This window comes from Hymenobacter gummosus, from assembly GCF_003970915.1.
GTDB lineage: Bacteria > Bacteroidota > Bacteroidia > Cytophagales > Hymenobacteraceae > Solirubrum > Solirubrum gummosum.
The window spans coordinates 234,191-247,878 of sequence record NZ_RXOF01000007.1 but is presented as its reverse complement, the minus strand read 5'-3'; the positions used below and the strand labels follow the sequence as shown (position 1 = coordinate 247,878).

Genomic DNA, 13,688 nt, shown 5'->3' with positions numbered 1-13,688 from the left:
GTTGACGGCGGGTAGATTCTGGTGTTTTTTCGACTTGTTTTCTATGCCCCACCGCTACGCCGGTTCCACCCTGCTGCTTAGTCTGCTCGCCCTGAGTGCCGCCGCCCAGCCCTCGGCGGCCCCCGTACCCGCCACCGCCTTCCGCCCGGCCAGCGGCCCGGCCAATGAGCTGCCGCTCGTCGGCCGCGAGGCGCTGCGCCAGGGCATTGCCCTGCACGACAAGAACGAGTACGGCAGCGCCATTGCCACTTACCTGCGCGTGGCCCCCAGCGACTCGGCCTACGCCGACGTGCAGGGCGAGCTGGCCTTGTCGTACTGGGCCAACGAGCAGTACGCCGAAGCCGCCGTGGCCGCCCAGCGCGCCCTCGATCTGGGCATGCGCAGCCCCTCGCCCTACGCCGCACTGGCCAACTCCCTGGAGGAGCTTAAGCAGGTGGATAAAGCCCTGGCTACCTTCCAGACCGGCCTGAAACGCTACCCCTACGCCGGCTCCCTGTGGTTCAACCAGGCCGTAACCCTGGCCGGGCAGACCGATAAGACGGCCGCCGCCGCGGCCTCGTACCAGCGCGGGCTGGAGCTGCGGCCCCTGCACGCCTCCAGCCACCTGCAGCTGGCCCACCTGGAGCTAAACCAAGGGCACCCCGCCCACGCCCTGCTGGGCCTCGTTACCAGCCTGATGCTGGAGCCCGAAGGCGGCCGCAGCAAAAGTACCCTGCTCACGGCCGAGCAGCTGTCGATGGGCAGCCTGGAGGTGGCGGACAAGGACAAGCGGGCCTCGACCACGCCCAACGACGCCTTTGCTGAGCTGGACCAGCTGCTGACCGCGCGGGTAGCCCTGCGCAAGGACTACCGCAGCCCGGTGAACTTCCAGGCCGCCGTGGTGAAGCAGACCCAGCTGCTGGTGGAGAAATTTCCGTTGGCCAAGGACGAGGCTTCGGCCGATTTCTGGCAGCGTACCTACGGCCCTGTAGTGGAAATGCTGCGCCAGGGCGACAACCTGACCACCTTCACTTACCTCATCCTGTGCTCGGCCGACGACCCCAAGGCCGGCAAGTGGGTAAAGGGCAACCTGCCCAAGGTGCGCAAGCTGCTGACCGACGGGCACAACAAGCTGGCTTTGCTGCGCGACTTTCAGATGGTGGAGCGCAACGGCAAGCCCACGCGGGTGGAGGCCTGGTTTTACGACTCCGGGGAGCTGAGCGGCCTGGGCGACGCCCGCCGCGACGCCGCCGGCAAGCCCATGAACGAGGGCTTCTGGCAGTACTACGACGAGCAGGGCAACCCCGCGGCCGAGGGCAGCTACGCCGCCGGCGAAAAAACCGGCCCCTGGCGCTACTTCAACCCCGACGGCACCCTGCTGCGCGAAAGCAGCTACGAGCGGGGCAAGCTCAGCGGCAGCTACCGCCAGTACTACGACTCGGGCAAGCTTGAAATCGAGGCTACTTACCGCAACGGCGAGCCGACGGGCCTGGCGAAGATTTATCACCCCTGCGGCGCCCTGCGCGAGGAGCGGCGCTACAACGACGCCGGCCAGATGGAAGGCGCTTTCGTGCGCTACTACAGCAACGGGCAGGTGGAGGAGCGCGGCACCTACCGCCTCGACAAAACCGAGGGCTTGGTAAGCGGCTTCTACTCCGACGGCACGCCCGAGGGCGACGCCACCATGAGCGGCGGGCAGATGAGCGGCGAGGCGGTAACCTACTTTGGCGGGCCGGGCAAGCGCGTGGAGCGCCGCGCCCAGCGCCTGAACGGGGAGCTGCACGGCCTGTGCACCGACTACTTCCCCAACGGGCAGGTGCGCGAAACGGGCACCTTCAGCAAGGGCAAACGCACCGGCCAGTGGAAAACCTACTACGCCGACGGCAAGCTGTCGATGGAGAACAACTACGACAAGGACGGCAAGCTGCACGGCACGTTCCGCGACTACGACGTGGACGGGGTGCTCTTCTGCGAAATCAGCTACGAGCACGACCGGGCGCGCAAGTCGGTGTACTTCGACAAGCAGGGCAAGCCCCTGCAGCAGAATACCGTGGGCAACGCCGACGCCAACGTGCGCGGCCTGCGGCCCGACGGTACGCCCTACTACAGCGGCGCCTACCGCCAGGGCCTGATGCACGGCGAGTGGACCTACGTGTACCGCCACGGCCAGCCCTCGGAGCGCCGCCGCTACCTCAACGACCAGCAGGACGGCGTGCAGGAAACCTACCACCCCAACGGCAAGGTGAAAACCCGCACCACCTACGTGGCGGGCGAAAAGCACGGCCGCTTCGAGCAGTACGCCGCCGACGGGGTGCTGCGCCAGGACGGCTGGTTTGTGCACGGGCAGGCCCACGGCCAGTGGCGCGAGTATTACCCCGACGGCTCCTTGAGCGAGGAATACGGCTTCTACCAGGGCGACCGGAACGGGCTGAACCGCACCTACTCGCCCACCGGCAAGCTCACCGGCGAGGTGTGGACCAAGGCCACCCTGCCCACCCACATCATCGAGTACGACTCCGTGGGCCGGGCCCTGGCCGACGTGCAGCTCAAGCCCGACGCCGACGGCTACGTGCTGAACTACCCCTCGGGCAAGCCGCGCCTGCGCATCAAGCTCAACTGCGGCCTGTACACCGGCAACGAGTGGTACTTCCCCTCGGGGCAGGTGCAAACCACCGTGCCCATGCGCAACGGCCAGCGCGACGGGGCCTACCGGCGCTACCTCGCCTCGGGTAAGCTGGCCACCGAGGGCAGCTACCTGAACGACGAGGAAGTCGGGGAGTGGAAATACTACCACGCCGACGGGCAGCTGCAGCGCAAGGGCAGCTTCGAAAGCGGCAACCGGCAGGGCGAGTGGACCACTTACCACCCGAATGGCCAGGTGGCCAGCCGGGAAACCTACCGCGACGGCGACCTGCACGGCGACGTGCGCACCTTCGATGAGGCCGGGCAGCTGGTGTACGAAAAGCGTTACCACCTCGGCACCATCATGGCCTGGCGCCACCTGCAGCCGAACGGGCAGCCCGGGCCCTGGCAAGACCTCAGCAGCCAGAACGGCACCGTGAAAAGCTACTTCGCCAACGGCAAGCTGGCCGCCGAGGAAACCTACCGCAACGGCGTGTTCGACGGCACCTGTCGGGTGTACCACAGCACCGGCCAGCTGGCCCGCGAGTGGACCTTGCGCGACGGCCTCGACGTGGGCGTGCACCGGCGCTACTCGGCCACCGGCCAGCTGCTGGCGGAGGAAAGCTACCAACACGACGAGCTGCACGGCCTCAGCCGTTACTTCCGCCCCGACGGCACCCTGCAATCGGCGGAAAGCTGGCGCAACGGGGAAATGAGCGGCCCCACCGTGTACTACAACGCCCAGGGCAAGCCCGAGCACACCGACATCTACTGGAACAACTACGTCTATGGCAGCAAATAGACCGCCGATGGGAACGGATGTTAAACGGATGGAACAGCCGCCGCAAGGAGCCGTTGTGGCCGTCCGTCGGCTGACCTTTCTGACCGCGCTGGGACTGGCCGCGCTGAACGGCCCGACTGCCCGCGCCCAGCAGCCGGCGCAGCTGCTGGCCCAGGCCAAGGAGCAGTTTCCGGGGCAGCCCGCCGTGTTCCTGGAGTACCGCCAGGACGTGACCCTGGAGCTGCGCGGCGACTCGCTGGTCGTGGTCGGGCGGCACCACCACGACTTGCTGCACGTAGCCGAGGGCACCGGCGCCTACGCGGCCGACCGGGTGTTCAGCTCGCACTTCTCCAAGCTGCAGAAGATTGAGGCCAAGACCCTGGTACCCAACGGCACGAGCTACCGCACCCAGAAAGTGCAGCACTTTCAGGACCAGTTCGAGGTGCGGCCGGGCATCTTCTTCGACGACGTGCGCACCACGCGCTTTACCTATCCGAACGTCGGCCCCGGCGCCCGCACCATCAGTGACTACGCCCTGCGCTTCCGCGACGCGCGCTTTCTGCAGCCGTTTTACTTCGCCACCGGCGTGCCCGTGCGCCACGCCGAGCTGACGGTGACGGCCCCGCGGGCGGTGAAGCTGAGCTACAAGCTTTTCGGCGCCGAGCAGGCCAAGGTGCAGTTCAGCAAGGAAGAGAAGGGCAGCACGGTGGTCTACCGCTGGTCGGCCGACAACCTGCCCGCCCCGCCCACCGACGATGAAGCGCCCGAAGACGCCTGGTACCTGCCCCACGTGGTGTACTTCGTGGAGGAAGTGCCGGCGGCCAAGGGCCCGCAGCGCATGCTCTCGGGCGTGCCCGAGCTGTACACGCTCTACCGTTCCTTCGTGAAGGACCTCGACCAGCCCGCCCCCGCGCCGGTGCTCAAGCACCTCGTCGACTCGCTCACGGCCACCGCCAAAACCCCCGACGACAAGGCCCGCAACATCTACCACTGGGTGCAGGAGCACGTGCGCTACATTGCCTTCGAGCAGGGCATGCGCGGCTTCGTGCCCCACGCGCCCGCGGCCGTGTACACCCGCCGCTACGGCGACTGTAAGGACATGGCCAGCCTCACCCACGGCATGCTGCAGCTGGCCGGGCTGAACTCGCACCTGGCCTGGATTGGTACCCGCGACCTGCCCTACCGCTACTCCGAGCTGGCCACGCCCGGCGTCGACAACCACATGATTGCGGTGTACGAGCGGCCCGGCGGCGAGCTGGTGTACCTCGACGCTACCGACCCCTACAACCCCTTTGGCCTGCCCACGGCCATGATTCAGGGCAAAGAAGCGCTGATTGGCCTCGATAAGGAGCGCAGCCGCGTGGCCGAGGTGCCCGTGGTGACGCGCGAGCAGAACACCCGCCGCGACGCCACCAAGCTCACCCTCGACGGTACCGCCCTGCGCGGCAGCGGGCAGCTGAGCCTGGCCGGCTACGCCCGGGGCCGGGCCACCGCCGCCCTGCGCGGCGCCGACCAAACCGCCCAGCAGCGCACCGTGCGCAGCATGCTGGAGCGCGGCTCCAACAAATTCTTCGTCGATAAGTACACCGTGGGCGGGCTGGCCGAGGCCGAGCAGCCGCTGACGGTGGACTACCAGTTTCACCTCGAAGACTACGTGCAGCGCATCGACGACGAGCTGTACGTGAACCTGAACCTGGAGCGGGAGCTAACCAATGACCGCATCGACGTGCAGCGCCGCCGCCTGCCCCGCGCCAACGAATACCGCCGCCACTCCCGCCAGCAGACCGAGTTTGAAATTCCGGCCGGCTACGACCTGAGCCACCTGCCCGCCAACGTGCAGGCCGACGACCCGGTGGCCGGTTTCCGCATCAGCTACCGCCGCGAGGGCAACAAGGTGGTGCAGGACAAGGAAGTGTACGTGAACTACCTGCTGCTCGAGCCCGGTCAGTTTGCGGCCTACAACAAAGTGGTGGACCAGCTCAGCGAAGCCTACCGCGACGCCCTCATCCTCAAACGCAAGCCGCTGTAGCGCGAAGTACAACTTCGCGCTACATGTGCTCCGCTTTCCCGCGTATGATTAGACAATTTACCCTGCTCGGGGCCGCGCTGCTCTCGGCCGCCGCGCTGCCCGCGCTGGCGCAAAAAACGGGCGCCAAAACCAAGCTGCCCGCCGACCTCACGTACGCCGACTACAAGTGGCCGGAGCGCAAGGCGCGCCTGCCCATCACGGCCGCCGACGAAAGCCAGCCGGCCGTTATCCTGCGCGACTTCACCGCCCACGAGTACGCTTACGCCGGGGAGCGGCCCGTCACCTACACCGTGGAGCACCGCATCATCCGCGTCAATACCGACGACGGCATCGAGCGGTACAACAAGATTTACCTGCCCATCGAGGGCGAGGTGGTGCAGCTGCGGGCCCGCACCATCAGCCCGCGCGGGCAAGTGGTGGAAGTGGCCGAAAAGGACATGAAGGAGCTGAAGGACGGCGACGGCAGCCCGCGCAACTACCGCATCATCGCGCTGGAGGGCGTGGAAAAGGGCAGCGAGGTGGAGTACGTGTACGCCCGCGTATCGGGCGCCGACTACTTCGGCCGCGAGTGGCTGCAGAACACCGTGCCGGCCCACGACGTGGATTTCGAGCTGATTGCCCCGCGCAGCGTCACTTATGAGGCGCGCACCTACCACGGCCCCGAAGCCAAAGTCGACACGCTGAGCGGCAGCAAGCGCCGCCTGCGCGTGCAGCTCACCGACGTGCCCGCCCTGCGCGACGAAGCTTTTGCCCACACCGCCGCCCAGCGCATGCGGGTGGAGTTCAAGCTGGCCTACTCGGCCCAGCGCGGCCGCACCCGCCTCTTCACTTGGAACGACGCCAGCCAGCTGGTGTACCAGCAGGTGTGGGAGCTGAGCAAGGACGAGAAAAAGGCCGTGGAGAAGTTCGACAAACAGCTCGGCGTGGCGGCTTCCCTGCCGGTGGAGGAGCAGATTCGGGCCCTGGAGCAAGCAGTGAAGTCGACCATCAACGTGGGCGGGGGCAGCTACCAGGTGGCGCAGGTGGTGGGCACCCGCACGGCCTCGGAGCTGGGCATGGCCCGCCTGCTGGCCGGCCTGCTGCGCGCCCACGACATTCTGCACGAGGTAGTGGTGGTGTCGGACCGCAGCGAGGTGCCCTTCGACGCCGAGTTCGACACCTGGAACCAGCTCGACCACTACGCCTTCTACTTCCCCACCACCAAGCAGTACCTGGCCCCCGGCCGCCCCGACTACCGCTACGGCATGATTCCGGCCGAGTGGACGGCCAGCAAGGCGTTGTCGGTGAAGCTGGTGCAGCTGGGCGCGGCCGAGTCGGCCGTGGGTACGGTGCGCGAGGTGCCCGCCCTGGCCGCCGACCTCAGCCCCAGCGACCTGGACATCAGCGTGACCTTCGCGCCGGCGCTGGACAAGGCCACCGTGGCCCTCACGCACCTGATGGGCGGCTACCAGGCCCAGGCCATTCAGCCCTTCTTCCCGCTGCTGCCCGCCGACAAGCGCACCGAGGCCCTGCAGGCACTGGTGAAAAGCTCGGTGCCCGACGCCACGTTTAAGAGCCTGGACGTGAAAAACGGCGAGGCGGGCCGCAACGCCCTGCAGCACCCCTTCACCATTGCCGCCACCGTGGAGTCGGCCGCCGTGCTCGACCGCGCCGGGCCCAAGTACCTGTTCAAAGTCGGGGAGCTGATCGGGCCGCAGTCGTCCCTGTACCAGCAGGAGGAGCGCAAGCTGGACGTGGAAAACAGCTACAACCACCGCTTCAACCGCACCATCACCTTCGACATTCCCGAGGGCTACCGCATCCGCAACCTGGCCGACCTCAACATCAAAGCCGATGCCGGCCCCGCCGACAAGCCGGTGTACTACTTCCACTCCGGCTACCAGCAGCAAGGGCGCAAAGTGACGGTACAAATCGAGGAAAGCTACAACCAGATATACTGGCCGAAAAAGGACTTCGAAGCCTTCCGCAACGTCATCAACGCCTCCGCCAACTTCAATAAAGTAGTGCTGGTGCTGGAAAAAGGGGCGTAGGCGAGGAAAAAGCCTGTCATCCTGAGGCAACGCCGAAGGACCTTCCTCGCGGCCCGCACCGCCGCTGATGCCAATGTGCGGATGCTATTTCACAGCGGGTAGTAAAAAGCGCAGCCACCGACGCCCTGGCGTTAGTGGCTGCGCTTTTGTCGTTCTACCGAAAAAGCACCTGCACGTTGGTATCAGCGTCGGTGCAGGGTAGGAGGAAGGTCCTTCGCTGCGCTCAGGATGACGTTCATCACCTAATCACCTAATCACCTAATCTCCTACTCCCGCAGCCAGCGCGTCATGCGCGGGAAATCCTCGTTGGTGGTCAGGCCCATCCAGGCTAGCAGAGGCAAACCGGGGTACTGGCCGCGCTGGTAATTCTCCACGAACCAGGTGCTGGAGCCGTGGTAGCCATCGGCGTGAAACACCACGGCGGACGGCAGCTCCAGCGCCACGCTGGCGGCGTAGCTCCAAAGCTGGGCGGCTATTTCATCGCCCTGCGCCTCATCGGCGGAGCGGTAATCGGCAATGTTGGGGCCGAGGCCGGCGCGGACGCTGGCCGGCACCACGGCCAGGTGCCCGGCCTCGTGCAGGATGTCGCCGGGGTAGCGCAGCCGCTGCCGGTCGACCAGCAGCGCCCCGTCCTCGATGCGCAAGCCGGGCAGGAATGAATCGGCGGGCAATGGCGCTTCACGCACCGTCAGGCCGATGCGGCGCACGAAGTGGATGAGCTGGTCGGTGAGGGCCGTATCGGCGGGCGTTGGCGCGGGGTGGGATAGGGGCAGCATAGTCGGCGGGTAAGTAACGGCGGCAAAGAAGCAAAGGAAGGCGGTAAGCGCAAACCAGGTTAGGTAACTATTCGGCATGCCGACTAATTGCCGGGTCTTCGTATCTTCGGCAGCACTCATCCGCCCGAAGCCATGAACCCGCCCGCCGCCCCGCCCGTCGATACGCCCCAACTGGCCGCATTCCGCCGCCAGCTGCTGAATCCGCTCAAGCAGCGGCTGTTTCTGCTTACTCGACTGCCCGCCGCGGGCTTGGCCGGGGTGCGGGTGCAGAGCCTGACGCTGGCCGCCGCTACGGTGACGGTGCCCTTCAAGTACCTCACCCAAAACCCGTTCCGCAGCATCTATTTCGCCTGCCTGAGCATGGCCGCCGAAATGGCCTCCGGCGTGCTGGCCATGATGCACACCAGCACCGGCAGCCCAGTGTCCATGCTGGTGGTGGGCCTGGAGGCCGATTTCGTGAAGAAGGCCGTTACGCGCATTGCCTTCGAGTGCCCCGACGGCGCCGCCATTGCCCAGGCCGTGGCCGAAAGCCGCGCCACCGGCGAAGGCCGCACCGTGCAGGCCACCAGCACCGGCCGCGACGCCAGCGGCGACGTCGTGGCCGTGTTCCGCATCACCTGGTCGTTCCGGGCGAAAAAGCGCTAGAATCAGCAGTTGCGGAGAAAAAGAACGTCATCCTGAGTGCAGCGAAGGACCTTCCTCCTACCCTGCACCGCCGCTGACAACAATGCTCTGACTTGAGTTGAGCACCAACGACAAAAGCGCAGCCACCAACGCCCTGGCGTTAGTGGCTGCGCTTTTGTCGTTGGTGCAGGATGACGGACTTTATTCAGCAGCACAAAGTATTTCCCTGCCTCCTGCGTCTGCCCCGGTAAATCCGGCGGCCCGTTGCCGGCCGGTTATCCGCTCCGCTATGTCCCTGTTGCAGCGCGCCCGTCGTGATGGTGCCACTTTTCAGAACCCCGTACCCACCGCCAGCGGCTTGCAGGGCAATACTATAGCCACCGTCTGGCGGCTGCTGCGCGGCCCGGAGGAGCGCGTGCCCCGGCCGGCGCTGCCGCCCTTCCGCACCGACGCCAGCGCTTACGCCGGCCCCGCCGCCGACTTGCGCGTGACCTGGCTGGGCCACAGCACCGTGCTGCTGGAGCTGGACGGCCGCCGCATCCTCACCGACCCGATGTGGGCCGGCTACGCCTCGCCGCTGCCCTTTGGCTTCGGCAAGCGGTTTTTCCCGGTGCCGCTGGCCCTGCAGGACCTGCCCCCGCTCGACCTCATCATCCAGTCGCACGACCACTACGACCACCTCGACCCGGCTACCCTGCGCCAGCTGGCCCGCCTGCAGCCCACCGTGCCGGTGCTCTGCCCGCTGGGCGTGGGCCGCTACTTCACCGCTGCCGGCTTCGCGGCGGCGCAGGTGCGGGAGCTGGACTGGACCGACGCGGCCGAAGTGGCCGGCCTGCGCGTGACGGCCGTGCCGGCCCGGCACTTCTCCGGCCGGGGCATGACGGGCCAGAATCAGACGCTGTGGGCCTCTTACGTGCTGCAGGGCCCCGCGCACCGCGTATTCTTCGGCGGCGACACCGGGCCCTTCCTCGCTGGGCACACCGAAATCGGCCAGCAGTACGGCCCGTTCGATCTGACCATGCTGGAAGTCGGGGCCTACGGGGAGGATTGGCCTGACATTCACCTGGGGCCCGAAAACGCCGTGCAAGCCCACCAGGCCCTGCGCGGCCGGGTGCTGCTCCCGATTCACTGGGGCACCTTCAACCTGGCCTTCCACGCCTGGCGCGAGCCGGTGGAGCAGGTGCAGCAGCTGGCCGCCGCGGCCGGTATTCCGCTGCTGCTGCCCGTGCCGGGCGTGCCCACGGCCGTGGAGCCGGCCGGGCTGATTTCGGGCTGGTGGGAGCGGAAAGCCGCGGTAACGGCGTAAAGACGGCCGCCGGGGATGAGTCGCCGACAGGTTCGAAAGTCGGCGGCGGGTTATCTTTATCAGTCTGTTCCAGTATGAAAGACTGATGCTTAAAGGCTTTACCCTCGGATTGCTGCTACACCTGCTCGGGCTGACGCTACGGGCTCAGGAGCTGCCCCCGCCCGGCGGCTGGCCCCTGCGCCCCGTGACGGCGCTGCCGGTGGTGCCCGAGCCGCCCGGGGGCCTGGTTCCTTACCGCAAGGGGCAGCTCTGGGGCTACGCCGACACCACCGGCCGCGTCTGGATTCAGCCGCAGTTCGAGCAGGAGCCCCCGCTGTTTGGGCAGGGACTGCTGCTGCGCACCGGCGAAGGCAGGCAGCCCTGGTGGCACCTGCGCTACGGCATGGTGTGGTGGGAGCTGCGCAACGGGCAGAACGAAATGCAGTGGAGCCTGGCCCGGAGCCACAACCAGCCGCCGCGCGCCGCCCGCAGCTACTTGCTCAACGCCCGCGGCGAACAGCTGGTGGCGGAGGCGGCCCAGGCCATCGTGACCGACTCGACGGGCCGCTACCGGGCGGTGAAGCGGGCCGGGCACCGCGGGCAGCCCGAGCTGCTGGTGGTGCAGCCGCGGCTGCTGGACGAGCCCCGAAGCCAGGGCCGCCGGCTGGTCCGGCCCATCGAGCCGCAACTACCCCGGGTGCCCGGGCGCCTGCGCAACGGGCGGCGCTACGGTTTGGAGCACAGCTTTAACGAGCGGCAGCCCTACCGCTTTGCCGCCCGGAAAGTCGACTGGCTGCGGCCCAAGCGCCTGATGTGGGTGCGGGGCCGCTGCGGCGACCAGCGCCAGCAGCCCCGCACCCGCTACCGGTACGGCGGGCGGCAGGCGCTGTTCGACGAGCGGGGCCGCCGCCTCACCGCTTACCAGTACTACGCCCTCAAGCCGCTCACGCCCGGCCTGGTGCTTTACGACAGCCACGGAGCCGCCGAGCACTGGACCGACTACGAGGCCTGTCGCGCTGCCGGGCTGCCCCAGCCCTGGGCGCTGGAAGACGGCCAATACAACCACCGCTACGGCCTGCTGACGCTCGAAGGCCGGGAGCTGACGCCCTGCGACTTTCTGAGTATCCGGGCAATCGGCCGCGGCCGCTTCTGGGTGGTAGCCACGCGCCAGGAAACGCTGCACTACGGCGTCATCGACTCCTTGGGCCGCTTTGTGGTGCCGCTGGCGCCCCAGCCGCTGAGCCCCGCCGATGCCGCCGGGCTGCTGCGCCGCCGCAGCGCCGCCCCACGTCCGCAGCAGCCGAGTACTTCCAACTACGACACCGCCGAATACCCCGACACGGCCACCATCAGCTACCTGCGCCCCGACGGGCGGCTGGCGTTTCCGGGCCGCTTTCAGCAGGCCGGCGCCTTCTGGCAGGGCCGCGCCCTGGTGCGCCAGCACGGCCGCTGCGGCATCATCGACACGCTGGGCCGCTGGGTGCTGCCGCCCCAGGACGACGAGCTGAGCTACTACAACCACTCGAGTGAGCAGCACGAGCGGGGCGAAGCCGCCGACCCGCTGAGCCTGTTCAACGCCTTCGACCGGGGCCCGAGCTACGTCACTGCCCCCGCCGACAGCGTGCTGCTGCTCGTGAAACGCCGCGGCGCTTACGGGCTCATCGGTTTCCGCTCGGGCCGCACGGTTATCGAGCCCTGCTTCGACAAGCGGCCGGAGCAGTGGCGCGGGGCCGTGTACGGCCTGAGCCGCGGCGAGGCGCTGGTGGTGACGGTGAAAGGGCAGCGGCTTCGTCTACACGCGCAGGGCGAAACCCTGCCGGCCGACGTCGGGCCCTACAACTGGTCGACTATGGGCTGGAGCCGGCCGGCGCTGGAGCGCACCCCGCAGGGTTACCGCACCCGCGGCGGCCGGCAGCTCTGGGAAAACTAAGCCAGCGGGCCTACTCGTGCCGGGCGGGCAGCGTGTCTTTGGTCAGGATGTCGACCAGGCCGTCTTCGCTCACCACGATGGCCATGCAGGGGTAGGGCGAGCTTTCCACGTAGCGCAGGGCCGAGTTGTAGCGCGCCCCGCGCGTGCTGGAGCCCCGGCCCGAGGCGGTGCCGTCGAGAATCACGCCGATGGAGTAGCAGTAGGATTCCGGGTCGATGAGCACGGCCCCGTCGATGGCGGTGACCAGGCGGGTGATGAGCGGGGTCAGTGGCACCGGCTCGATGAGGGTGCACTGCAGCTTCAGGCGGTCGGCCTCGGCCAGGGCTTCGGTGGTAATGACCACCAGCGTGCCGTGCTTCTGGCGGCTGGCTTCGAGCAGCACGTCCCAGAGCCGCTCCACTTTCTCCGGCTCCGCCACCCCGAAAGTGTGGCGCAGGCCCCGGCGAAACTCCGAGCGGCTCAGGCGCGACTGGGGCAGGCTGGGCTGGCCGTAGGAGGCGCGCACCAGCACCTGCCCGTCGTGGCGCAGCTCCCACACGTAGTGGTGCAGGAAGCTGATGACGAACAGATCCTCGCGGGTGGCGTCGTACTGGCCCACCATGCGGCCCAGCGCGTACACGTTTTCACCGTCGGCCAGCAGGCTTACGTCGGGCGTCGACATCTGCAGCAGCTTGCGCACGGCGCGGTAGTCGCTGAGCGGGGTGGGACAGGTGAGGGCGAAGATTTCCTGCACGTTGGGGTGGCCGCGGCGGGCCAGCACCATCTGGCCCACGCCGGCCGTGCCCTCGTAGCGCAAGGACGACACCGTGTTCAGCACGTTGAAGAGCTTGGCGCCGGCCGGGTCGAGGCCCAGGGCCTGGGCGGGCGTGTCCATCAGCAGCTTGCCGGCGGCGCGCACCACCTCGTCAGTGTCGCGGGGGCGGGTGAGCAGGCCGGCGCCGGGCTCGGGCTCCGTGAGGGCCTTCACGCACTCCTCGTTGAAGCGCACGATGGCCGCCTCAATCAGCGAGGAAGCCAGCGGCCGGCCGTCGGTGTAGTAGCGGTAGGGGCGCAGGGCGGGGTGGTGGCGCAGGGCCTTGCGGCGCACCTGTAGCACCGTCACCACGAAAAAGTCGCCGATGAGCACCGGCCAGCCGGCAAAGGAGCGGCGGGCACCGTTGCGGGGCGTCAGCTCGTCGAGCACCTCCTGCACGGCCAGCTTGATGCCCTTGAACTCGTGGCGCCGGCGCTGGATTTCGGCCGTGTCTCCCTCGCGCACCGGCCAGCTGTCCGACTCGGTGCGGCGCAGGTACTGCCCGCGGGCAATGACGCTGGTAAACGCCTCGGGGGGCAGGCCGCAGCTTTCGGGCTCCAGGCACACGGCCGCGCCGCCCTCCAGCGGAATGCCGATGAGGATGACGTGGGGCGCCAGCTCGGCGTCGAGGTCGTCGAAAATGCCCTCCGCCATGAGCTGCGCCGCCCGCTGAAAGCGGTGCTGATAGGGCCAGATGGAAAACTCGGCCGCCGGCGGCACAATGATGGCGTGGGGCGAGACGACGGGTAGCGGGCTGAACATGGGGCGGCGTGGGGGAGGAATGGTGCTACAAGTACCCGCCGCGCCCCGAAATGTTTCGGCGGATACTACGGCGGGGC

General features: G+C 67.9%; 8 protein-coding genes. 6 read left to right on the top strand and 2 right to left on the bottom strand.

The features are described from left to right. Nucleotides 1-43: 43 nt before the first annotated feature. From EJV47_RS14325 to EJV47_RS14315, 3 genes are read left to right on the top strand one after another with little or no spacing between them, the layout of a single operon-like run. On the top strand, nt 44-3,403 hold the full coding sequence (locus EJV47_RS14325; protein ID WP_126693843.1) for a toxin-antitoxin system YwqK family antitoxin: 3,360 nt from the start codon (nt 44-46) through the stop codon (nt 3,401-3,403). A 55-nt stretch (nt 3,404-3,458) separates the two neighbouring features. Continuing rightward, entirely contained in the window at nt 3,459-5,411 is a 1,953-nt protein-coding gene (locus tag EJV47_RS14320) for a DUF3857 domain-containing protein (RefSeq protein ID WP_126693842.1), read from the top strand. 44 nt (nt 5,412-5,455) lie between these two features. After that, entirely contained in the window at nt 5,456-7,441 is a 1,986-nt protein-coding gene (locus EJV47_RS14315; RefSeq protein ID WP_165903762.1) for a DUF3857 domain-containing protein, read from the top strand. A 266-nt stretch (nt 7,442-7,707) separates the two neighbouring features. On the opposite strand, the gene EJV47_RS14310 is transcribed toward EJV47_RS14315, so the two are convergent. Beyond that, entirely contained in the window at nt 7,708-8,217 is a 510-nt protein-coding gene (locus EJV47_RS14310; RefSeq protein ID WP_126693840.1) for a hypothetical protein, read from the bottom strand. Nucleotides 8,218-8,349: 132 nt separating this feature from the next. Here EJV47_RS14310 and EJV47_RS14305 point away from each other — a divergent pair, with 132 nt between their 5' ends. The 3 genes from EJV47_RS14305 (at nt 8,350) to EJV47_RS14295 (ending at nt 12,056) form a co-directional block, all read left to right on the top strand. Next, complete coding sequence (locus EJV47_RS14305; protein ID WP_126693839.1) at nt 8,350-8,862, top strand: DUF4442 domain-containing protein; 513 nt, start codon at nt 8,350-8,352, stop codon at nt 8,860-8,862. Nucleotides 8,863-9,130: 268 nt separating this feature from the next. Further along, the gene (locus tag EJV47_RS14300) at nt 9,131-10,147 is read left to right on the top strand and encodes an MBL fold metallo-hydrolase (RefSeq protein WP_126693838.1); all 1,017 of its coding nucleotides are present in this window, start codon (nt 9,131-9,133) and stop codon (nt 10,145-10,147) included. An 85-nt stretch (nt 10,148-10,232) separates the two neighbouring features. Further along, entirely contained in the window at nt 10,233-12,056 is a 1,824-nt protein-coding gene (locus tag EJV47_RS14295; protein WP_126693837.1) for a WG repeat-containing protein, read from the top strand. Between the two features lie 10 nt (nt 12,057-12,066). Here the strand turns inward: EJV47_RS14295 and EJV47_RS14290 are convergent, their stop codons facing one another. Continuing rightward, the gene (locus tag EJV47_RS14290; protein ID WP_126693836.1) at nt 12,067-13,611 is read right to left on the bottom strand and encodes a DNA integrity scanning protein DisA nucleotide-binding domain protein; all 1,545 of its coding nucleotides are present in this window, start codon (nt 13,609-13,611) and stop codon (nt 12,067-12,069) included. Nucleotides 13,612-13,688: the final 77 nt, after the last annotated feature.